Below are 20,836 nucleotides of genomic sequence, written 5' to 3'. Positions count from 1 at the left end.
TGTTTATTTGGGTGGTAGACGAATCGCGCCGTCCAGGCGGATGACCTCACCATTGAGCATGTCGTTATCCAAAATATGCATCACCAGTTTGGCATAGTCTTGGGGTGTGCCTAAGCGCGAAGGGAAGGGTACGCCAGCAGCCAATGCTTCTTGGACTTCTTTGGGCATAGAAAACATCATCGGAGTGCCAAAAATACCCGGAGCAATCGTCATATTGCGGATACCTAGTTTGGACAGATCGCGTGCAATAGGCAAAGTCATGCCAACAATGCCGCCTTTAGAAGCCGAGTACGCGGCCTGGCCAATTTGTCCGTCATAAGCGGCCACAGACGCCGTAGAAATAAGCACGCCGCGTTCACCCGTATCCTCGGGTGTATTGGTGCTCATGGCTTGCGCCGCCAAGCGAATCATATTGAAGCTGCCAATCAGGTTGATTTGGATCGTTCGCTGAAAACCTGCCAGAACGTGCGGGCCGGATTTGCCAACTGTTCGCTCGGCTGTGGCAATACCAGCGCAGTTGATCAGGCCAGACAATTTGCCCAAGCTTTGTGCCTTGGCAACCACTGCTGCAGCTTGTTCTTCATTGGATACATCACAATGCAAAAAAACACCGCCGAGTTCAGCCGCAATCGCCGTGCCTTTGTCGTCTTGCATGTCGGCGATAACTACCTTTGCGCCGTGTTGGGCCAGCAGTCTTGCTGTACCTTCACCCAAGCCGGATGCGCCGCCGGTGACAATAAAAACATTATTTTTGATTTGCATAAAAGCCTTTCGATGAAAAAAAACGCTGCCTTGGCAGCAATTAGCGGTTTGATTATGGCAGTGAAGTCCTGCCACAATAACCAACTGGACTCTGCGGCAACCGACCATGACATTCATTAACAGATACTTTTCTATCTCTTTGGTACTCTTGCTGGCAGCTTGTGCCAGTGCTCCCCCGCCGGTCAATAAAACTGACGCCCCGCCGCTGGAAATGCCGGCCCCGGCCGCCAAAAAAAATCTCAAACTCGGCTTGGCTTTGGGCGGTGGCGCCGCGCGTGGGTTTGCGCATATCGGTGTTTTGCAAGTGCTGGAAGAAGAAGGCATCAAGCCTCAGATGGTGGTGGGGACTTCTGCTGGCAGTGTGGTGGCGGCTTTTTATGCCAGCGGCAAAACAGGCCAGCAATTGCAATGGCTGGCTGACACCATGGATGAATCGCAATTCACCGATTGGGCCAACCCGTTCACGGGGCGCGGCATGCTGCGTGGTGAGGCCTTGGGCAAATACATCAATAGCCAGTTGAATGGCATGAAAATTGAAGATATGAAATTGCCTTTGGGTATTGTGGCTACCGATTTGCGTACCGGTGACGGCGTGCTTTTCAGGCGGGGCGATGTCGCCACCGCAGTGCGCGCATCCAGTGCCGTGCCTTCAGTTTTTGAGCCGGTACGTATCGCTGGTAAGGACTATGTGGATGGCGGTCTGGTCTCGCCAGTGCCCGTGCGCTACGCCAAACAAATGGGTGCGGATTTGGTGCTGGCGATTGATATTTCCAGCCGACCTGAGGACGCTAAAACCAGCGATATGCTCAAAGTATTGCTGCAAACTTTCAGCATCATGGGCAAAAGTATCAGTCAGTTGGAGTTGGTGCAAGCCGATGTGGTGGTCAGACCTGCTTTACCGGATATTGGAAGCACGGAATTTTCAGCGCGAAAGAAAAGCATAGAGGCTGGACGTGCGGCCATGAAACAAGCTTTGCCGCAGTTAAAGGCTTTGCTGGCGCAGTAAGACATCCAAAGGGGCGGTATTCACTACAGAAGTCTAGCCCCTCAAAAAAACCCGCTTTCTAAAACTAAGCCGAGCAAAAAAAAGGCTCGCCTTGAGAGCGAGCCTTGTAAATGAATCCTAGAACAAGAGTTCGGAAGGATCCAAGGAGACAAATAGTGACAAGCAGATTAACGCTTGCGTGAAGCTGGTTTAGCAGTTGCAGTGCTGACGCTGGTGGTAGCCATTGCCTGCAAATTGGCTTCTGCTGCTTCTGTGGCTTGCTTGACTGCTTTTTGAACGCTTTCGATAGCGGTTTGGCTGGCTGCCATCGCAGTTTTCATCATGGCCATGGCGCTTTCGGAACCGGCGGGTGCATTCTTAGAAACAGAGTCCACCAAGCCATGGACAGACTTTTGGGCTTCAGCAGCTTTGACTTCAACAGCTTCAGCGAAATCCTTGCTGGTTGAAGAAGCGATTTCATAAACGTGGCGGCTAAAAGCAACTGCTTTTTCGCTCAGAGGCTGCAAATAACCGGCTTGCAATGCCATGAGTTCTTGCACATCTTTGACATTCATTGCGGCATGGGTTTGTGACTGGGTATCAGCAATCGCAGCTTTGGCAGCAGCCATATTGAGTTCCACCATTTTTTCAACACCGGCAAACGCTTTTTCGGTCAAGCCGAACAGGGTTTCCAAATTGGCTTTTTGTGCGGCGATCATTTGTTCAGCTGTCATCATGGTCATTTCCTTCAAGGTGATTTAAGAGATTTACACGGGACTGCGAGCTTTCATGTTGCGCCGCAGCATGGTTGGAAGTATAGGGTTTGTACTAGCGTAATCAAGTGATTTTTGTTGCATTGCAACATATTAGAGTTGATTGCCTAAAAGACCAATGCATGAAAATACTTCATAAGTATCAATTTAAGCCATTTTTCAGTCTTCTTTCTATGGCTCAACCCGGCAATCCCACTGTCACCAATAATCGGATATGCATATTTATTTTGCGGCCACGCACATACAGACATTGCCTGAGGGTCACCGTTTCCCAATGGCCAAATACGAGTTGCTGCGACAACGACTGGCTGATGAATTGCCTGATGTGAGATTGCAATTGGCAGAACCGGCCAGCGACGGAGAACTCGCCTTGGTCCATACACCTGCCTACATAGAGGCAGTCACCCATGGCGGCTTGAGTGCTGCGGCCCAGCGCGAGATAGGGTTTCCTTGGTCAGAGGGCATGGTCGAGCGAGCACGACGCTCTGTCGGTGCAACTGTCAGTGCGGCACGAACCGCGATGCAGCAGGGCCTTGCAGCCAATTTGGCCGGAGGCACCCACCATGCATACGCCGACAAAGGCAGCGGTTTTTGTGTGTTCAATGATGTGGCGGTGGCTGCGCGTTTACTGCAAGCAGAAGCTGCGCGGCAAAGGCGCGGGCAGTTGCAAGTGGCAGTGATTGACTTAGACGTACACCAAGGCAATGGCACAGCGAATATTTTTCGCCATGACCCGTCCGTATTTACCTTGTCCATGCATGGCGCCAACAATTTCCCTTTTCGAAAAGAGGAAAGCGATTTGGATGTCGAGTTGCCCGATGGATGTGGTGACGATGACTACATAGCGCAATTAGAACAAGCCTTAAAGCAACTGTCGCTGCGCTGTGAGCCTGAGTTGATTTTCTATCTGGCAGGGGCAGATCCGCATGAGGGTGACCGCTTGGGCCGATTGCACATCAGCTTTGCAGGACTGCAATTGCGCGACGCTATGGTGCTGGATTGGGCATGCAGTCAACGTATTCCTATCGCCATGGTTATGGCAGGCGGTTACGGAAAAGTCATAAGCGATACCGTACAAGTGCAGATAAATACTTTTACTCAGGCTTATTTGTCCTGGCAACACTGGCAAAATCAGTCTCTATGACATCCACTTACTCCCGTCCGCAGGCGCTTGGGCGCAATGCATTCAAAAGTTTCAGAACCATTTCCACCCGTTGGATGGATAACGACGCGTACGGCCATGTCAACAACGTGGTGTACTACCAGTGGTTTGATACCGCGGTGAATGCCCATTTGATTGAAAACGGTGCGCTCGATATCCACCAAGGTGAAACCATAGGCTTGGTGGTGGAGACGCATTGCAATTTTTTCGCCTCACTGGCGTTCCCGCAAAATGTGCATGCTGGTATGCGCGTAGGCCGTATCGGTACTTCCAGCGTACGCTACGAGGTCGGTATTTTTGGCCAAGACGATGAGTGGTGCGCCGCCCACGGTCATTTCATTCATGTCTATGTAGACAAACTCACGCGCAGGCCTGTGTCTGAACTGCCTGCGGCTCTTTTAAACGTTTTAGAAAAATTGACATGAGCATTGCCGCCAACGTTCAACAAGCCATTGACACCCGCATGTCGGCACGTGCCTTCACCGCACAACCAGTTTCGCGCGACATCCTGAGCGAATTGCTGGCGCAGGCTGCGCGGGCGCCCTCGGGCACTAACACGCAACCGTGGAAGGTCTATGTGTTGCAAGGCGCAAGTCGCGATACGCTGGTGGAAAAAGTCTGTGCTGCGCACGATGAGGTCAGGGCGCATCCAGAGAAGGCTGCCGATTACCGAGAGGCTTACGACTACTACCCCGATCAATGGGTCAGCCCTTATATCGACCGGCGGCGTGAAAATGGCTGGAGTTTGTATGGCTTGTTGGGCATCACCAAGGGTGACAAAGACAAAATGCACAAGCAGCACCAACGCAATTACCGTTTTTTTGATGCGCCAGTGGGGTTGATGTTCACCTTGGACAAAGTGATGGGGCGCGGTTCCTTGGTCGATTACGGTATGTTTTTGCAAACATTGATGCTGGCCGCCAGAGGCATGGGTTTGCACACCTGTCCGCAGGCGGCATGGAACGGGTTTGCCAATATCATCTTGCCGCACATAGGCGCAGGTGAGGATGAAATGCTGATTTGCGGTATGGCACTCGGATACGCGGATGACAGCGATATCGTCAATACATTTCGCACGCCGCGCGAGCCTGTGCAATCTTTCACCCGTTGGTTGGATTGATCCAGATACACCCATGATCATTACCAGTTTGCTTGACACGGATTTGTACAAATTCACCATGATGCAAGCAGTGCTGCATCAGTTTCCAGGTGCTCAGGTCTCGTACAAATTCAAATGCCGAACGCCGGGTGTGTTGCTGGCGCCTTATGCGGATGAAATTCGAAGTGAAATCAAATCGCTGTGCCAGTTGAAATTCTCAGAACAAGAACTCGCTTGGATGCGCGCGTTGCGTTTCATTAAAAGCGACTTCGTTGATTTTTTAGGCTTGTTCAGGCTGAACGAAAAATACATCACCGTCAGCCCTTTGCCCGACGGCTCGATTGATATTCAAATCAAGGGACCGTGGCTGCACACCATATTGTTTGAAATACCAGTGTTGGCCATTGTCAACGAAGTGTATTTTCGATCCACCCAACCTGTGCCCGATTACCTCGAAGGGCGCAAGCGACTCGATACCAAAATAGAACAATTGCAAGCCGTTGATTTAGGCGACTTGAAGATTGCCGACTACGGTACGCGCAGACGTTTTTCCAAGTCTTGGCATGAAGAAGTGCTGCGCGTGTTGACTGCCAAACTTGGCGCGGGTCAAGCCGGACGATTTGCGGGCACCAGCAACGCGCTGTTTGCCAAAACTCTGGGGTTGACCCCATTGGGGACGATGGCGCATGAGTATTTGCAAGCATGTCAGGCCCTAGGGCCAAGACTGCGCGACAGCCAAGTCTTCGGTTTTGAAACTTGGGCGCGCGAATACCGTGGCGACTTGGGTATCGCACTGAGTGATGTTTATGGCATTGAGCCTTTTTTGCGTGACTTCGATATGTATTTTTGCAAGCTCTTTGACGGTGCGCGCCACGACAGCGGCGACCCGTTCAGCTGGGGCGAGCGCATGATCGAGCATTACAAACAAAATCGGGTGGACCCCTTGACCAAGACGCTGATATTCAGCGATGGCCTGACCATTCCACGCACCATCGAGCTTTACCAACGCTTTCGAGGTCGTTGTCAACTGGCCTTTGGCATAGGTACCAATCTGACGAATGACCTGGGCTATGAGCCTTTGCAAATCGTCATCAAGATGGTGGAGTGCAACGGTCAGCCTGTGGCCAAGTTGTCTGATACACCGTCGAAAAATATGTGCGAGGACGCCAATTACCTTGCATATTTACGGCAAGTGTTTGGAATTACTACCGCCACTGATGAAAAAAACGCAACGGATACCCACTGAATGAACTACTTGAAATTGATGGCTTTGTTCGCCTTAGCCGCCGGAGTCAATGCGCTGTCTCCTGAGGTGCTGGCCCATATGGACAGCTTCGTGGCCGCAGAAGCCATTCTGGCGCAAACGTTGTGGTGTGTGTCTCTGATACTCGGTTTCGGTTGGGCATGTAGCAAATGGTCATCTGGCACTGTATTTCCTAGTTTCACGCTTCAGTTGTTGATGGGCATTGTGTTGCACGATGCGTTGCTGCCTTTGTCATTGCAATTGGTACTGGCTGTCGTGGTGTGCACTGCGCTGGCAGCCATTATTTTGAAATCTGGCGGCGATGAAATTGACCGACAAGCATTTCTTTCCATCGCATGGCCAACCCTGATGATTGCAGTGGTCGGTTACGGTTTGACTTTCTTTGTGATGTTCCCATTGTTACTGGCTTTAGGTATTGAAGGTCCCCAAGCTGCGTTGTTATCCGCCATCATCGGTTCAACCGATCCAGCCGCCTTGATTCCAACATTGAAGCGCCTGATGTTTAAACATGTGTACCAGCGCGTGGTCAATGTGTCGGTAGCTGAAAGCGCGATCAATGATGCGGTCGGCGCTATCTTTACCGCCGCAATTGCAGAGATGGTGCTCGCCCGCGCTGAAATGAGCAGCGTGGAGTTGCTGTCTAACCAATTGTTCAGTCCTCACAACTTGCTGAACTTAGGCCAACAATTGGTGTTTGGCTGTTTGGCGGGGCTAGTGGGTTGGTTGGTCATGCAAACCTACGGTAAGTTCCGCCAACGTGAACACTTGCGAGGCTTGGTGCATCCTGCTTACGATTTTGCGTTGTTGTTGTTCATTCCGCTGGCTACTTTTTTACTCGCGCAATTACTGCATGGCAATGGTTTTTTGGCTGCTTTTGTAGCTGGTTTACTGGCGAATTTCAATCAACAACAAGACCATTTTCATGCGGCGATCCATCACACCGAAACACATATTGAAAGTTTGGCCAAACCAGTCATCTTCATGATGGTTGGCCCGTTTGTCTCGCTGAGTATGCTGGCCGATACTGCATTGACAGGATTGTTGGTGTCTTTGATATTTATTTTTATCGCACGGCCCGTGGCGGTGTTTGCGTCTATGTTATTGACCAACATCACCTTGAAAGAAAAATTGTTTTTGTGCGTGGTGCGTGAAACCGGTGTTATTCCAGTGGTGTTGGCCGTCATCACTGTCGCGCAATTCCCCACCATGACCTTATTGATGCCCTTGACAGCTTGGGTTGTGATCTGGACGTTGACCTTGCTGCCTGCCATCACCCCATGGTGGGCAGCCAAACTGAAAATGTTGAACGAATGAAACCATCCATCATTGTTTCCAGACCGATCTATCCTGAGGTCATCGAGAAGTTAAACAAGCATTTCAACGTCACAGCGCATCAGACAGATCCTGAATGGACGCCACAGGCTTGGACGCAGGCACTCAGTGCGCATGACGGCGCACTGACCATGGGTATAGAGCCAGTCAATGCTGAAGTGTTGGCCGCATGCCCGCGCTTGCGTATGTGTGCCAATTTATCTGTGGGCTATAACAATTTCGATGTGCCTGCCATGACGCAACACAAGGTGCTGGCCACCAATGCGCCTGATGTGCTGACCGAGACTACCGCGGACTTTGGTTTTGCGTTGTTGATGGCTGCTGCACGGCGTGTCACTGAAAGCGAGCGATACATTCGCGAGGGGCATTGGCAGAAGTGGGCGCTTGAGTCATTTGCTGGTATGGCTGTGCATGGAAGCACGCTAGGCATCATAGGCATGGGTCGCATCGGTCAGGCCATTGCCAAACGTGGCGCACACGGTTTCAATATGCATGTCATCTATCACAACCGCAGCAGGCTTCATCCTTCAACCGAAGCTGAATGCAAAGCCAGTTATGCCAGCAAAAAAGAAGTGCTTGAACAGGCAGACCATGTGGTGTTGGTGCTGCCCTACAGCAAAGAATCGCATCACACCATAGGTGCGGCAGAGCTGGCGATGATGAAATCCACCGCCACATTGGTGAACATAGCGCGTGGCGGTATCGTTGACGATGCGGCTTTGGCCAGAGCTCTTGCCGCAGGGCAGATTGCAGCAGCTGGACTGGATGTGTTTGAAGGTGAACCCAAACTCCATCCTGATTTGTTAAAGCTGTCTAATGTCGTCTTGACCCCACATATTGGCAGCTCTACCCGTGCCACCCGATTGGCTATGGCCCATTTAGCTGCAGACAATTTGATTGCGTTTTTCAGCAACGGCTATGCCTTGACGCCGCTTAACCCAGAGGTATTGCAACTGCCATGAGTAACGATTGGGTACTGTTGATCATGCTCGCCGCCGGTATGGGCGGCGTTGTATTTGTGATGCGCCGTTTGGCGGGAACACCGCCTGCGCAAAACAACCATGCTATTGAGCAATTGGAAGAAAAACTCGAACGCGTCTCGCGTGACATGCGTTTTGAAATCACTGAAAACCTGCGCGGTAACCGACAGGAAATGTCCCAAAGCATGGCGCAGTTCCAGCAAACGTTAACCGAGCAAATCGGACTGATGCAAAACCAATTGAATGCGCAACTGCAGACCTTGGGGGAGGGCAACTCACGCCGCATGGCAGAGGTACGTGAAACACTGGATCGGCAATTGCAGAATTTGCAAGAAACCAATATCGCCAAGCTCGAAGAAATGCGCAAGACAGTAGACGAAAAATTGCAAACCACCTTGGAAAAGCGATTGAGTGAAAGCTTTAAACAAGTCGCTGAAAGGCTTGAGCAAGTGCACCAAGGTTTGGGTCAGATGCAATCTTTGGCGCAAGGTGTTGGTGATCTACAAAAGGTGTTGAGCAACGTCAAAACGCGCGGCATCTTCGGCGAAGTGCAGTTGCAAGTATTGCTAGACCAAGTGCTGACTATTGAGCAATACGGCAAGCAAGTAGAAACCAAGCCGCGCAGCAACCAACGGGTGGACTTTGCCATCAAATTGCCCGGACGCAGCGACGACGGCGCCAGCGTGTGGCTTCCGATTGACGCCAAGTTTCCACGTGAAGACTACGAACGTTTGCTGGAAGCGCAAAACCGTTCTGACGCGACGGGTGCGGAAAACGCTGCCAAAGCCATGGAAGCGCGCATACGGCTAGAGGCAAAAACCATTGCCGAAAGTTATCTGGCGCCACCGCACACCACCGACTTCGCCATTTTGTTTTTACCAGTCGAAGGTTTGTACGCAGAGGTATTGCGCCGACCCGGCTTGATGGACGCACTGCAACGCGAATACCGTGTCACCTTGGCAGGACCGACGACGCTGCTGGCGATTTTGAACAGCTTGCACATGGGTTTTAGAACGCTGGCGCTGGAGAAGCAAGCATCCGAAGTGTGGAAAGTGCTGGGCGCTGTCAAAACCGAGTTTGAACGCTATGGCGAATGGGTGGCCAAGGTGCGCGAGCAAGTCCAAAAGGCGGCAGATACCTTAGACAAAGCAGACACGCGCAGCAAGCAAATGCGTCGCGCCTTGAAAGTTGTCGAAGCTTTACCTGAGACCGAAGCGCTGGCGCGGTTGCCATTGCAAATGGACGATATGTCAGATGTGATAGACCCGAATGAGCCTGATTAAGCGGCGCCTAGCCATTTTGTTTTGAAGAAAAATCTGATCAAACTGATTGCAGGCCAAGCTTGTTTGCACGCCTGTATGACAGGCATGCGCATGGCCGCACCCTTATTGGCATTGCGCCAAGGCTCTAGCGCCGCGATGGTCGGTGTGTTGCTCGCGCTGTTCGCCCTGACCCAAGTGTTTCTGGCTTTGCCTGCAGGCCGCTATGCTGACAAGCATGGTTTGAAAAGACCCGTCATGCTAAGTGTGTTGTCATCCAGCTTGGGTGCTGTGATGGCAGCGATCTGGCCGGTGTTTCCTGTCTTGTGTGTCAGCGCCTTGCTCAGTGGCGGCGCCACCGGTGTGGCCATCATTGCGTTGCAACGACATGTAGGAAGACTGTCCCGCGATGTGAATGAGATGCGCCTGTCCTACAGTTGGCTGGCCATCGGGCCTGCCATCTCCAACTTTTTCGGCCCACTGGCTGCTGGTGTCGTGATTGATGTCTCGGGCTTTTCCGCAGCCTTCGCATTACTGGCGGTGTTTCCGTGGTTTGCTTGGTTTGCGGTTCGCCGCGAATTGCCCATGCCTGCTTCAGAACAAGCAGTCCAAGATCCAGCCAAACGCGCGTGGGATTTGCTGGGAAAACCTGGCTTCAGGCGCTTACTCATTGTGAATTGGTTTTTATCTGCCAGTTGGGACATGCATACTTTTGTGGTTCCACTGCTGGGGCACGAGCGCGGCTTGACTGCTTCTGCCATTGGCGCCATATTGGGAGGCTTTGCTTTGTGCGCTGCGCTTATTCGCGTGGTACTGCCCTGGCTGACAAAGCGTTGGCAAGAATGGCAAGTGATCACTTTGGCCATGCTGTTCACATGCTTGTTGCTGGCGCTGTACCCGATGGCGCAAGCGGCTTGGGCCATGGGCATGATGTCAGCGCTGCTCGGCTTGTCTCTGGGTAGTGTGCAACCGATGGTCATGAGCAGTTTGCATCAGTTGTTGCCGCCAGACCGCCAAGGCGAGGGTTTGGGTTTGCGGTTGATGCTGATCAATGCCTCCAGCGTGGCCATGCCCTTGGTGTTTGGCAGCCTAGGTGCTTGGTTGGGCGTGGCTGCGGTGTTCTGGTGCGGCGCGGCGACAGTGGGGGCTGGAAGTCGCTTGGCTTGGGGGTTGAGGAGGGGTTAAGTGCTTCACCGTCCTTGAAGTGGCTCTGAAGCTTAATGTCTTGCTATCGAACCTTAACCAGATTCTCAAAGGCAGCAGTGGGTGCCACCGGCCTTGCAAGCACGCAATAAAAAACCGCCTGCAGCATACCCACAGGCGGTTTGGATTCAGCGAAACCGGTTCAAACGCGTTTGCGGTATTCAGCGGTGCGGGTATCAATTTCCACTTTGTCACCTTGCGCCACAAAAATAGGCACGTTGATGTCAAAACCTGTGGCGATTTTGGCGGGCTTGAGCACCTTGCCTGAGGTATCGCCTTTGACGGCGGGTTCGGTCCATGTGATTTCGCGTACCACGCTGGTGGGCAGTTCAACCGAGATGGCCTTGCCGTCATAAAACACCACTTCGGCGGTCATGCCGTCTTCGAGGTAATTGAGCGAGTCGCCCATGTTTTCGTTTTCTACTTCGTATTGGTTGAAGTCGGTGTCCATCCAAACATACATGGGGTCGGCGAAATAGGAATACGTGCATTCCTTTTTGTCCAGCACGATTTGGTCCATTTTGTCGTCGGCCTTGAACACGACCTCGGTGTTGAAGTTGGCGATCAGGCTTTTGAGCTTCATGCGCACGGTGGCAGAGTTGCGGCCACCACGGCTGTATTCGGTTTTCAAAACAACCATCGGGTCTTTGCCGTGCATGATGACGTTACCGGCGCGAATTTCTTGAGCTATTTTCATAAAAGGGGTGTGTGTCTGGACAAAGGGGCTATTTTAGCCTTTGGCCGCGACGAAGCCCATCAGACGCTGTGTGAGGCCGGTTTCTCTTTCCAAGACAGTTTGCAAATGCCTTGCCCAATCGGCCCATTCGGTCAGCAAATCCGGCGTCAAGTCGGACAATTCCTGGGGTTCAGACGCATTCCACGCCAGGTGAGCTTGCACGACCGACGAAGGCGCTTGGGTCTGAGCCAAAAAAGCTTGCAGCTTGGGGATATGTGCGCCATCGTGCTGGGGATAGATGTGCCACAAAAAAGGCTTGCCTGCACACATGGCGCGTACCAAGGAGTCCTCGCCACGCACCAAATTCAAGTCCATGCGTGACAGCAAATTGTCGTAATCAGCTTGGCTCAGATAGTCTAAAAAATCTACGGATATGGTGGACATGTGGACAGCGCTGATGGCCGACCTGACCGCCCGTGTGGCGCGTCCGGCCGTCACGTGCAATTGCACCCTGCGCGGCAGTCTTGAGAGTTGTTTGAGCCATAAAACCAATCCTGCTGGCTCATAACAAAACACGCTGATATGCAAGGGTGGGGCATCAGAAGTCACCGCATCATCTAAGTCTAAGTGCACTGATGTTTGCCGCCTAAAGTCAGTCAGCAAACCGCCACTGTGTTGGCCCCAGCCAGGGTAATAAAACCATTTGGTCAAGCCTTGGGCCGGACCGCTGAGTACTGGCGAGGGCAAGCCGTGGTTACGCTGAGCGCTGGCTTCTAAACTGAAATATTCCAGATTGATCCAGACTGGCGCAACAGGGCAGGAAGCCATCGCGGCTTGGTAGCAAGCTGGCAATTCGCAGCCAAATGCCTCGATCACCACGCCCGCTACCTGAGAGGACACAAAGACATCGTCGACAGCGGGCCATGGCTGTACCTTGACACCTGCACAGCCCATTGGCGCCATCCAGCGCAGCGAACTGTCGTCATCTGTATATAAAACCACGGTCAATCCTCGTTCAGCCAGTTGGGTGGCCAGTCGCCAGCACACACCCAAGTCGCCATGGTTGTCGATAACCCGGCAAAAAAGTGCCCAATCAGCACTAAGGATTACCCGTGTCATAGCGTCATCTCACTTGCCAGTTTGAGGTGAGGTTCATACGATGTAGAGGGGTATCTCATAAGGGGTATTTCAACTCAATTGAAAAAGGACTGTTCAATGACTAACCAACGTCGTCAATACTTGAAAGCTGCTGGTGCCATCGGCGCCATGGCACTTTTTCCAAGCATGCCAAACGCATGGGCCAAGGAGAGCAAGCTTAAAGCCAGCGCAGATGCGATTTGTCAAAGCGCTGCCGTTGTTTTATGACTTCGAAACAGCGGTATACAAATCCATGGGCTAGTCCTGTTTGCGACTCTAGAGGCCGGGCCAGCGTGCCCGGTTTTTTTTGAACGTCTACACTTTACGTTTATTGAAAAAAATACCAGGAGAAAGCCGTGCCCAAAGCCTACCTCATCAGCGCATACCAAGAAATTCACAATCAGGACGCGTTGGCCGCTTATGCCAAGCTCGCATTGCCCTCACTCACGGCTGCAGGCGGTACGTTTTTGGTACGCGGCATGCCGGCAGCTGTCAAAGAGCACGGCAAGATGCAACGCACGGTTTTGATTCAGTTTGACAGTTTGCAAGCTGCATTGGCTGCTTATGACAGCGCGGGTTACCAAGCGGCGATGAAAGAATTGGGCGACAACGCTGTGGTGCGTGACATTCGCATCATCGAAGGGGTATAAATCATGACGCAGTTGAGTCAACGTGCCCTGGGGCTTGGCACAGAAAACGCTTTTGTGGTGCTAGCCGAAGTGAATAAGCTGATCCGTGAAGGCCACGACATCATTTCCTTTTGTATCGGGCAGCCTGACTTTCCTACGCCTTCGAACATACAGCAAGCTGGCATCAACGCTATCACACAGGGCAAGCACGGCTACACGCCATCGGCAGGTATTCCAGAGTTGCGCCAAGCGGCAGCAGCTTACTTTGCGCGAACCCGAGGCATACACGTGGACGCGGACGATGTGGTGGTAGGTGCAGGCGCTAAGCCGTTCATCGGCTACACCATTCAGTCGGTGACTGATTTCGGCGCGGGCGACGAAGTGATTTATCCGGTGCCGGGTTTTCCTATTTACGAATCACAAATCAAGGCCAACGGCGCGGTCGGTGTGCCGATTTATTTGCGTGAAGACCGCAACTTCAGCTTCGACCCGCAGGAATTGGCAAACAAGATCACGCCGCGCACCAAGCTGTTGATATTGAATTCACCGCAAAACCCCACTGGTGGCATTCTCACCAAAAACGATTTGCAGGCCATTGCGGACATATTGCAACTTCATCCGCAAATCTGGGTGTTCGCCGATGAAATCTACGGGCAGTTGGTGTATGACGGTGAATTCAACTCCATCGCCGCGTTTCCTGGCATGCAAGAGAGAACCATTCTGTCAGACGGTTGCTCCAAAACCTGGGCCATGACCGGCTGGCGCCTAGGCTTTTGTGCCAACAAAAAGTTGGCACCGTATTTCACTAACTGGATCACCAACACCGAGTCTTGTGCGTCGCACATCACCCAATGGGCGGGCGTCGAAGCCTTGAATGGTCCGCAGGACGACGCCAACCACATGCGCGATGTGTTCTTGAGTCGGCGCAACCTGATTGTCGGCTTGTTGAACCAACTGCCCGGCGTCAGTTGCAAAACCCCGGGCGGCGCGTTTTACGCCTGGCCGAATGTGACCGAGGCTTGCCGCCTGACCGGTTGCGCGGACTCAGAAGAATTCCGTAAGCGTTTGCTGCTCGAAGCAGGGGTGGCGGTGTTGGCCGATATCCACTTTGGGCAGCGTGTGGAGGGCGATGGCCAACACATACGCTTTAGCTACGCCGCATCTGATGAAGCCATCAAGGGCGGTTTGAAACGCATGGCGGATTTCATTCAGAAAAATACCAAGTAATTTTTTCCGCCTCGGCGCAAACCCGCTGGTGAGAACTGGCGGGTTTTTTTTGTTCTCTTCGCCTAGCTTCAGCGGCCTGAGTGGCAGCAGTCGCAGCTTCAAAGGCTGTGGCTTGACGGTATCAGCCCATCCGTTTTTAAATAGGGTGCGACTCAAGTTTTCGCTGCTTGCGTCCGATACCAGTGCATGACAGACAAGTTCGTCTGCTTACTGAAAGTGCATATGAGCCATATTCTTGCTTTTGTACTCGGCATGCTGGTCGCTACCTATGGGGTGGCAGAAACAGTGGCTCAGTTGGACAAAGCGTTTCAAACCGTCAAAGTCGTGATGAAAGACAGCGGCAGCCTGTCGCAGTCACATTAGGTTTTCACGCTTTTGGACAAATGTTCCAAAACAAAAGTAGTGATGTTTTTCTCCAGTGACAAGCGCCACCAATCTTGGTCTCTGAGCTCGGTCAACTCAATCAGGCTACCCATGGCCAAACACACCAGCATGCCAGATATCAGCCCGAAAACCGCGCCCAATGAACGGTGCGCAGGTTGAACACCGTTGTGGGTAAATATGTGTTTGTGTAACCTGACGCCCAAATGCGCTACATACAAAGTCACCAGCAAAGCCAATAAAGCGCCCACATCATCACGAAAAGGTTCGCCTGGGCCACTCAGTGGCAAGTGTCTGGCTATCCAGGGCCCGACATAAATCACACCCAAGAAAGCCACAAAAAAACCAAGCATGGATAAGGCCTGCGGTAACCAACCTCTGTAGGCGCCGATGCCCATGGCCAGTACCAATGTAAATCCGAACACCCAATTCAAATTTGTCATACCTTTTTTTCAGGATTTGTGGTCATCATCAAAAAAATACAAATAAATCAATAATTTATTCTATATTAAACATTTTCATTAAATATTTAATAAATTCGAACAAATTTATAAATATCAAAAATCATTGGGTTCGACCCATTGTTCTGTACATCCAAATAGCTAGACAACTCTTGTTTCTTTTCGCCTGTGTGTCAGCGGCAACTTCTGTGCTGACTCTTGCATACGTCTCACACCGTGCGGGCTTGGCTGTCGTTGGCGGCCTTGGTGTTCGTCGATCAGCCCAATAACGGTGTGTGAAAATGAAATCTCTTTTTCCCCGCATAGTGGTGGACAGACCCGCCCACTTGTTTTCATCCATTCATCTCCTCACCGCCATGACACCCAGACCTGCTGACCAGTTCATTCAAGTGGCCAACCACCGCATCCGTTATTGGGCGCAGGGCAATGCAAGTTCAACCGTGTTGCTGATTCATGGCATCAGTTGTTCAGTGCTCGAATGGGAACACACTATCCATGCACTGTCGCAGCAGCACCGTGTCATCGCACTGGACTTGCTCGGTTCAGGCTTGAGTGACCTGCCAGTAGATGCCGCCTATGACATGCAATCGCAAGCCACTTTTGTGTTTGCGTTCATGGACGCTATGGGATTGGACAAGGTGCACATGGTGGGCAATTCCATGGGCGGTCGTATTGCGCTGGAGTGCGCCGCCATGCATCCCGAGCGTGTGGTTTCATTGGTTTTATCCGCGCCTGCGGGCGTGGGGCAATCCACATTGTTCAATTTCCGCTTGGCCAGTTTGCCCAAGCTGGGTGAATGGTTGACACGGCCAAGTCATTTTGGCTTGGGGATGATTTGGAAACTGGCATTCCACGACAGCGGATTCGTGACACGCGAGTTGGTGGCTGAAAAAGTGGCATTGGCCAGACGCCCGAATGCGCAAGCTGTCTTTTTGAAAACCCTGCGCGTCATGTTGGGGTTCAGTGGTTTTCCGCAAAAACCCAGAGAAGAATTTTTAAAAAGAGTGGACACCATACGTTGTCCCGCTTTGGTTATCTGGGGCCGCCATGACAAATTTTTACCCGTGGACCATGTCGACATCTTGAAGCAGCATTTACCGTATGCCCATTATGAAATCATTGAAGCCTGCGGTCATGTGCCTATGATTGAAATTGCAGACCGCTTCAACCGCATGACCCAAGCTTTTTTGACGCAACAAGCGCCCACACTTTGACGACCAACCATGAGTAACACCGCCCAAGCCATTGTTTTCGACGCGCCACAACAACTGTCGATACAAACCTTAGAGGTCAAGGCTTTTGAAGCCAGCGACATAGAAGTGGACGTCACGTTCAGCGGCATCAGCACTGGCACCGAACGCCTGTTGTGGGACGGCAGCATGCCGCCATTTCCTGGTTTGGGTTATCCCTTGGTGCCAGGCTATGAAACCGTGGGTGTGGTCAGCAAAGTCAACGAAGGTGCATCGTTGCAAGTCGGCGACCATGTGTTTGTTCCCGGTTCTTACACGTTTCAGGGCGTACGAAATATTTTTGGTGGAGCCGGCTCTCGTCTCATCGTGTCACACGACCGGGCAGTCAAGGTGCACCCAGACCTCGGCCCCCAAGCGGTGCTGCTGGCGCTGGCAGCCACTTGTTACCACGCGATAGCCTTGGGTGGCGAGCGCAACCCCATGATCCTGCCTGATCTCATCGTTGGCCATGGTGTCATGGGCCGCTTGCTGGCGCGTATCACTGTCGCCTTGGGCGGGGCGGCGCCTACGGTGTGGGAAACCCAAGCAGTTCGACAAAGCGGTGCCGAGGGTTACACCGTCATGCATCCGAATGACGATACACGCAAAGACTACAAAGCTGTGTATGACGTGAGTGGCGACAGCAGCTTGCTGAACCAACTGATCATGCGATTGGCGCCTGGCGGCGAGGTGGTACTGGCTGGTTTTTACAAAGAGGATTTAAGTTTCGCGTTCGCGCCCGCATTCATGCGTGAAGCACATATTCGTGCCGCTGCTCAATGGAAAAAACACGATTTACTGGCGGTGACCCGCATGGTGGAGACAGGGCAGTTATCGCTGGAGGGCATGATCACCCATACCTATAAACTCGGACAAGCGGTGCAAGCCTATCAGGTGGCATTTGCCGATCCGCAGTGCTTGAAGATGATGCTAGATTGGAAATCTTGAACTAAAGAAAGAAGTCAAACCATGAACACAACCTTTGAAGAATTTACCGCAACGTCTGTCGAAGAAGGATTTGACGAAGTGCTGGTGCGCGAATGGGAACCGAACCGCGTGGTCGATACGCATACCCATCCGTTTGATGTCAGCGCACTGGTGGTACGCGGTGAATTCAAGTTAACCGTCGACGACAAGGTCATCCTGCTTAAAGCCGGAGACCCGTTCCGTTTGGCGCGAAATATCCCTCATATTGAAAACTACGGCGCTGAGGGTGCCACGGTCTGGGTGGCAAGGGCGAACTGACAGAGACTTTATTAGGATAAATCAGTAAAAAATGGCATGAATCCCTCATTTTTTACTGGTTTTTACGGGTGTGTTTCCACATTATTCTTCTAATAATCATTTCATTTTTATTTGAGGCCTTATGTTCATCAAATGGGGAGGTGTACAAGCTTGGTCAATAAAATATGCGCTATCTCCCTGGCAGGCATTGCGCGCCTGTAGACAACTTTACGGACTGTACTTTTTCTTGGGCGGTAGTTTCAAATTGATGATAGGTTTGCTTTGGTCCGATGCGTTAAAAGGCATGTTTATTGAACGCTTGGCAGATTTGCCGCCGGATTCCATAGGCAGCATGTACCTCACCCATTTTGCTATTCCCCGGGCTTTCCTTATCGCTTATGTGTTGACGTTGGGAGAGTTGCTGGTGGGTTATTTATTTATGAAAAATATAGCCGTTAAGTTCGGTGCACTGCTTTCTATATTCATCACAGTCAACATCGGTGTGGGTGGTTTTTTCAGTTGGATTTTGATGGGATTCATACTGTTCCCTTTTTTACTTCTGAAAGACGTCGAGCCTGAATCGGTGATCGAACAAGAACAGATAAACAACGTTACTTAAGGGACTCATAATGATTGAAGCTGAACGAGATGTTTTGAGCAGATTTTTGCGTGACCTTCAACAGACCCGGTTGGCGTCGCAAGACGAACAGGCCACGGCCATGATAAGTGAAACAGTGCGAAATCACCCGCAAGGTTCTTATCTGTTGGCTTTAAGGTGCGTGCTTCTTGAGCAGCAGTTGGCCAGTTTTCAGGCAGGAGATGTTCAGTCAACAGACGCTTTTTTGCAAATGAATTCGCAGGATTGGCGTGTCAATGCACAACCGATCAGGCAACCATTTATTGCAGGTTCTCAAAGTGATAAAGCCAATACACCAGCCCATTTGTTGATGGAGGAAAAAGCCATCAATTTTCTAGGAAATAACGCCATGGCCGTGTGGGCATTTATTCTTGTCGTCACCGCCGCGGTTGTTTATTTCAAACGCTGATTGAACCCGCCTGCCTCAAACAAGCTTGAAACTGCCTGGTTTCAAACTGGGTGAAGGCATTTTCAATTTCATGTTTTCCACAGTAGCGACAAGCAGTTCGGCCAAAAACCGGTTTCTGTCTGATTTGTCGTCTGCTGGAATGATGTACCAAGGAGACTCTTTGGTACTGGTGGCTGACAGTGTTTGCTGGTAAGCGCGCATGAATGTAGGCCACAGTTTGCGGTCTTCAAAATCGGAGGCTTGCAATTTCCATTGTTTTTGCGGATCTTCCATTCGGGCTTGTAAACGTTTTTTCTGTTCCGCTTTGGAGATATGTAAAAAACATTTCAGCACCGTGATATTTTCATCATGCAGCATGGCTTCGAAGTTGCGTATGTGTGCCAAGCGCTTTTCAATGGCTGCTGGTTTGAGCCAACCCCTGACTTGAGGCACCAATACATCTTCATAGTGGCTTCGGTTGAATATCACCAACTCGCCCTTGGCTGGTAGCTTGCTGTGTATGCGCCATAAAAAATCGTGGTGCTTTTCTTCTTCGGATGGGGCAGCAAAGGCTTGTGCCCGAACACCTAGCGGACTGATATGCGTGAATACATGACGAATCACGCCGTCTTTACCGGCGGTGTCCATGCCTTGCAATACCAGCAATACACCATGGGTTTTGGCTGCATACAAAGTGTTTTGCATTTTGTTGAGCCGCTCAAACAATGTCTTGAGTCCTTTGCTTTCGTCGATTTCTTTTTTGTTCACCGGCAGTCGGGTAGATATGTCCGACAGCTCGAAACGGTCATCGGCTTGGATTTTCCAAGGGGCAAATTTTTTCAGAGTCATGGCTTTGAAGTCTTACGGTTAACAGCAAACATCAATGTTCAATCAGATATGAAAAAAGCCCCGCCGGTAAAGACGAGGCTTGGTTCATCATAAGCCGCATGCGGCTGGCATGCAAACATCAAAGATTTTTGCAATTTTTCTTGATATCTTCTTCAGACATTAACTCAATTTCATAGGCGCGGTGTTCGCTGATCCATTGGCGCTGAACCATCATTTTCAAAATGGCTTCGCGAGTGGCAGGGGTGGTATTGTCATCCGTGAGGCTTTCTCCAAACAGCAGCACCATGATGGTTTTACCGACGATATTCAACAAAATACCAAACAGTACCAAGCCCATCAACATGGTCATAGAGGCAATCACCCGCCCGCCGAAAGTCAGCGGAAACATGTCGCCGTAACCAGTAGTTGTCAGGGTCACCATGCACCACCACATGGCAGTAGGGATAGATGTGAAAAAACGTTTGTCTTCGGGAATCGAGTTACCACTGATGGGGTCGACAGGCATGAATTTTTCAGCGCCAGGGGGGGCGTTTTCTGGCAGAGGTGTGATTTTCAGTTGCGCATCAAAAGCAGCCTGACCTGCGGCCATGGCTTCAGGCGAGTACAAATTCCCCTCAACGTAGTACATCAGTGTGCTGGAGATCATCACCACCGAAAACAAAGCGATGAAATAGATTTTCAGGTTGGTCAAAATGGGGTTGGAAGTCTCCACTTTGTGTTCCAGCGCTTGTAACGCGATACGTGCCATTTTCAGCACCCGCAACACCCGCACCACACGCAATACGCGGAACACCTTACTGCCTTGCAAGGCGGTCAGGTTCATCAACATGAGATAGCTGGGCAAAATAGAAATCAAATCGACCAAACCCCAGAAGCTGAAGAAATACTTGACGCGATCCTTGGCGAAATACAGATTGCCTAGGTAGTCGATGGTGAAGAAGAAAACAGCGAAATATTCAATCAGTAAGAAATATTTAGCATGTTCGGAGGCATAGGGTTCAACCGTTTCCCCCGCCAGTGACAAGCAGGAGATCAGAATCCAAAAATTGATCACGGCCACCCAACGGGTGAAGGCCTTGCTGGTGGGAACTGTGAATATGTTTCGCATCAAACCAGTGTCGGCATGTGCATGAGGATTGACTGAATTCATGGGTTGGTACCTTTGAAATAAATTTGTTA

25 protein-coding genes are annotated in these 20,836 nt (G+C 51.3%); 18 read left to right on the top strand and 7 right to left on the bottom strand.

Annotated features, from left to right (window positions below):
* Window positions 1–3: 3 nt before the first annotated feature.
* Window positions 4–762, bottom strand: coding sequence for a 3-hydroxyacyl-CoA dehydrogenase (locus AC9UG7_RS03015; RefSeq protein ID WP_509583942.1), 759 nt, complete (start codon window positions 760–762; stop codon window positions 4–6).
* Between the two features lie 106 nt (window positions 763–868).
* Here AC9UG7_RS03015 and AC9UG7_RS03010 point away from each other — a divergent pair, with 106 nt between their 5' ends.
* Window positions 869–1,768, top strand: coding sequence for a patatin-like phospholipase family protein (locus tag AC9UG7_RS03010; protein WP_509583940.1), 900 nt, complete (start codon window positions 869–871; stop codon window positions 1,766–1,768).
* A gap of 167 nt (window positions 1,769–1,935) precedes the next feature.
* Here the strand turns inward: AC9UG7_RS03010 and AC9UG7_RS03005 are convergent, their stop codons facing one another.
* Entirely contained in the window at window positions 1,936–2,484 is a 549-nt protein-coding gene (locus AC9UG7_RS03005) for a phasin family protein (protein ID WP_509583939.1), read from the bottom strand.
* 250 nt (window positions 2,485–2,734) lie between these two features.
* Here AC9UG7_RS03005 and AC9UG7_RS03000 point away from each other — a divergent pair, with 250 nt between their 5' ends.
* Genes AC9UG7_RS03000 through AC9UG7_RS02965 form a run of 8 tightly spaced genes read left to right on the top strand, consistent with a single transcriptional unit; the run spans window position 2,735 to window position 10,801 of the window.
* Entirely contained in the window at window positions 2,735–3,664 is a 930-nt protein-coding gene (locus AC9UG7_RS03000; RefSeq protein ID WP_509583937.1) for a histone deacetylase family protein, read from the top strand.
* Window positions 3,661–4,107, top strand: a complete 447-nt coding sequence (locus tag AC9UG7_RS02995; RefSeq protein ID WP_509583935.1) for an acyl-CoA thioesterase — start codon at window positions 3,661–3,663, stop codon at window positions 4,105–4,107. Before AC9UG7_RS03000 ends, AC9UG7_RS02995 begins: the two co-directional genes overlap by 4 nt.
* Entirely contained in the window at window positions 4,104–4,802 is a 699-nt protein-coding gene (locus AC9UG7_RS02990; RefSeq protein WP_509583933.1) for a nitroreductase, read from the top strand. The genes AC9UG7_RS02995 and AC9UG7_RS02990 overlap by 4 nt, the downstream gene beginning before the upstream one ends.
* Window positions 4,803–4,815: 13 nt before the next feature.
* Window positions 4,816–6,027, top strand: coding sequence for a nicotinate phosphoribosyltransferase (gene pncB / locus AC9UG7_RS02985; RefSeq protein ID WP_509583931.1), 1,212 nt, complete (start codon window positions 4,816–4,818; stop codon window positions 6,025–6,027).
* On the top strand, window positions 6,028–7,359 hold the full coding sequence (locus AC9UG7_RS02980; protein WP_509583930.1) for a cation:proton antiporter domain-containing protein: 1,332 nt from the start codon (window positions 6,028–6,030) through the stop codon (window positions 7,357–7,359). It abuts the gene before it with no gap.
* Window positions 7,356–8,339 (top strand): 2-hydroxyacid dehydrogenase, encoded by a 984-nt coding sequence (locus AC9UG7_RS02975; protein ID WP_509583928.1) that lies wholly within the window; start codon window positions 7,356–7,358, stop codon window positions 8,337–8,339. Before AC9UG7_RS02980 ends, AC9UG7_RS02975 begins: the two co-directional genes overlap by 4 nt.
* Window positions 8,336–9,640: a DNA recombination protein RmuC gene (locus AC9UG7_RS02970; RefSeq protein WP_509583926.1), complete on the top strand. Its 1,305-nt coding sequence runs from the start codon at window positions 8,336–8,338 to the stop codon at window positions 9,638–9,640. The genes AC9UG7_RS02975 and AC9UG7_RS02970 overlap by 4 nt, the downstream gene beginning before the upstream one ends.
* A gap of 21 nt (window positions 9,641–9,661) precedes the next feature.
* Complete coding sequence (locus AC9UG7_RS02965; protein WP_509583924.1) at window positions 9,662–10,801, top strand: MFS transporter; 1,140 nt, start codon at window positions 9,662–9,664, stop codon at window positions 10,799–10,801.
* A 160-nt stretch (window positions 10,802–10,961) separates the two neighbouring features.
* Here AC9UG7_RS02965 and efp read toward each other — a convergent pair whose 3' ends face one another.
* Both efp and AC9UG7_RS02955 read right to left on the bottom strand, forming a co-directional pair.
* Window positions 10,962–11,516: an elongation factor P gene (gene efp / locus AC9UG7_RS02960; RefSeq protein WP_509583922.1), complete on the bottom strand. Its 555-nt coding sequence runs from the start codon at window positions 11,514–11,516 to the stop codon at window positions 10,962–10,964.
* A 33-nt stretch (window positions 11,517–11,549) separates the two neighbouring features.
* Window positions 11,550–12,614 carry an elongation factor P maturation arginine rhamnosyltransferase EarP gene (locus AC9UG7_RS02955; RefSeq protein ID WP_509583920.1) on the bottom strand — a complete coding sequence of 355 codons (1,065 nt, stop codon included), beginning with the start codon at window positions 12,612–12,614 and terminating at the stop codon, window positions 11,550–11,552.
* Window positions 12,615–12,710: 96 nt separating this feature from the next.
* Here AC9UG7_RS02955 and AC9UG7_RS02950 point away from each other — a divergent pair, with 96 nt between their 5' ends.
* The 4 genes from AC9UG7_RS02950 to AC9UG7_RS02935 all read left to right on the top strand — a co-directional run bounded on the left by AC9UG7_RS02950 (window position 12,711) and on the right by AC9UG7_RS02935 (window position 14,851).
* On the top strand, window positions 12,711–12,860 hold the full coding sequence (locus AC9UG7_RS02950) for a hypothetical protein (RefSeq protein WP_509583918.1): 150 nt from the start codon (window positions 12,711–12,713) through the stop codon (window positions 12,858–12,860).
* 128 nt (window positions 12,861–12,988) lie between these two features.
* Entirely contained in the window at window positions 12,989–13,282 is a 294-nt protein-coding gene (locus AC9UG7_RS02945; RefSeq protein ID WP_509583916.1) for a DUF1330 domain-containing protein, read from the top strand.
* A gap of 3 nt (window positions 13,283–13,285) precedes the next feature.
* Window positions 13,286–14,488: a pyridoxal phosphate-dependent aminotransferase gene (locus AC9UG7_RS02940; protein WP_509583915.1), complete on the top strand. Its 1,203-nt coding sequence runs from the start codon at window positions 13,286–13,288 to the stop codon at window positions 14,486–14,488.
* 222 nt (window positions 14,489–14,710) lie between these two features.
* Window positions 14,711–14,851, top strand: a complete 141-nt coding sequence (locus AC9UG7_RS02935; RefSeq protein WP_509583913.1) for a hypothetical protein — start codon at window positions 14,711–14,713, stop codon at window positions 14,849–14,851.
* Here the strand turns inward: AC9UG7_RS02935 and AC9UG7_RS02930 are convergent.
* Window positions 14,848–15,312 carry a CvpA family protein gene (locus AC9UG7_RS02930; RefSeq protein WP_509583911.1) on the bottom strand — a complete coding sequence of 155 codons (465 nt, stop codon included), beginning with the start codon at window positions 15,310–15,312 and terminating at the stop codon, window positions 14,848–14,850. The genes AC9UG7_RS02935 and AC9UG7_RS02930 overlap by 4 nt on opposite strands.
* A gap of 299 nt (window positions 15,313–15,611) precedes the next feature.
* Here AC9UG7_RS02930 and AC9UG7_RS02925 point away from each other — a divergent pair, with 299 nt between their 5' ends.
* From AC9UG7_RS02925 to AC9UG7_RS02905, 5 genes are all read left to right on the top strand, one after another.
* On the top strand, window positions 15,612–16,544 hold the full coding sequence (locus tag AC9UG7_RS02925) for an alpha/beta fold hydrolase (RefSeq protein ID WP_509583909.1): 933 nt from the start codon (window positions 15,612–15,614) through the stop codon (window positions 16,542–16,544).
* Between the two features lie 9 nt (window positions 16,545–16,553).
* A complete protein-coding gene (bchC, locus tag AC9UG7_RS02920; protein ID WP_509583907.1) occupies window positions 16,554–17,507 on the top strand; it encodes a chlorophyll synthesis pathway protein BchC in 954 nt (317 codons plus the stop codon).
* Window positions 17,508–17,528: 21 nt separating this feature from the next.
* Window positions 17,529–17,804 (top strand): cupin domain-containing protein, encoded by a 276-nt coding sequence (locus tag AC9UG7_RS02915; RefSeq protein WP_509583905.1) that lies wholly within the window; start codon window positions 17,529–17,531, stop codon window positions 17,802–17,804.
* 121 nt (window positions 17,805–17,925) lie between these two features.
* Window positions 17,926–18,402 (top strand): hypothetical protein, encoded by a 477-nt coding sequence (locus AC9UG7_RS02910; protein WP_509583904.1) that lies wholly within the window; start codon window positions 17,926–17,928, stop codon window positions 18,400–18,402.
* A gap of 10 nt (window positions 18,403–18,412) precedes the next feature.
* Entirely contained in the window at window positions 18,413–18,829 is a 417-nt protein-coding gene (locus tag AC9UG7_RS02905; RefSeq protein WP_509583902.1) for a DUF2076 family protein, read from the top strand.
* Between the two features lie 15 nt (window positions 18,830–18,844).
* Here the strand turns inward: AC9UG7_RS02905 and AC9UG7_RS02900 are convergent, their stop codons facing one another.
* Both AC9UG7_RS02900 and AC9UG7_RS02895 read right to left on the bottom strand, forming a co-directional pair.
* On the bottom strand, window positions 18,845–19,657 hold the full coding sequence (locus tag AC9UG7_RS02900) for a PPK2 family polyphosphate kinase (RefSeq protein ID WP_509583900.1): 813 nt from the start codon (window positions 19,655–19,657) through the stop codon (window positions 18,845–18,847).
* Window positions 19,658–19,775: 118 nt separating this feature from the next.
* Window positions 19,776–20,807, bottom strand: coding sequence for a potassium channel family protein (locus AC9UG7_RS02895; RefSeq protein ID WP_509583898.1), 1,032 nt, complete (start codon window positions 20,805–20,807; stop codon window positions 19,776–19,778).
* Window positions 20,808–20,836 lie beyond the last annotated feature (29 nt).

It is taken from the genome of Limnohabitans sp. (assembly GCF_046052765.1).
GTDB lineage: Bacteria > Pseudomonadota > Gammaproteobacteria > Burkholderiales > Burkholderiaceae_C > Limnohabitans.
Note: the sequence above shows the minus strand (reverse complement) of the source record. Positions and strands in the feature narration are given on the sequence as shown.